Source organism: Photobacterium piscicola (assembly GCF_900166965.1).
Classification (GTDB): Bacteria; Pseudomonadota; Gammaproteobacteria; order Enterobacterales; family Vibrionaceae; genus Photobacterium; species Photobacterium piscicola.
Genome location: NZ_FUZI01000051.1, coordinates 1 through 814, shown reverse-complemented (window position 1 = coordinate 814; position 814 = coordinate 1). Strand labels below are relative to the sequence as shown.

The following is an 814-nucleotide window of genomic DNA, read 5'->3' as shown; positions in this document are numbered from 1 at the left end:
TGTAAATATGATCATCTGTCGCAGTAGCGCTATGACCTGCTTCATCATGAGTTGTCACGGTGGCGGTGACATTATCGGTGGTAGCGTTATCTAATACGCTGCCGTCAACCTCAGCCGTCCACGTTAACTTGCCATTGTGATTTTCTACTGTGGCCGTACCTACCGCTTTACCATCTACAGTGATCGTAACGGTATCGCCAACTTTGACATCACCACCAACGGTACCGGTTACAGGCACTTTGCCGTGGGACTCATTCTCATTGATTACATTGTCACCACCAATGGTGGTGATGGTGACACCCGCATTGATGCCAACCTGATAATTTTCTTCACTGTTTGCGGTGTCATTATGTGAACTGTATGACGTTGTGACTGTGGCAGTGGCTTTATCTGCATGCAACACATCCTTGCCCGTGACATTCACTGACCATGTGTTACCCGCCTCAACCTGGGTGTTGTAATCGGTGCCATTAATCGTTACCACGACCTTGTCACCCACTTGCACCTGACCGCCAACCGTACCGGTGATCGCAATGCTCTGCTGATGACCTTCTTGTTGAGTGATCTCGTTATCGCCAGTGATCTTATCAATGTCGATAGTCGCGTTAACATCCACCGTATAATTATGCTCAGCCGTGGCGGTTTTGCTGTTACCTGCGGTATCAGTGGTGGTCACTGTTGCGCCAACATGATCCGAATTCGCATCCAACAAGACCTTGCCATCAACAGACAAACGCCATGACTTATCCGCTTGTACTTCGGCGGTGCCTAACGTTTTACCATCAAGGGTCACTGTTACCCAATCGCCCGCTTT

1 protein-coding gene is annotated in these 814 nt (G+C 49.1%); it reads right to left on the bottom strand.

The features are described from left to right. A partial coding sequence (locus CZ809_RS20845; protein ID WP_144396229.1) for an Ig-like domain-containing protein occupies window positions 1–814 on the bottom strand: 814 nt, incomplete at both ends.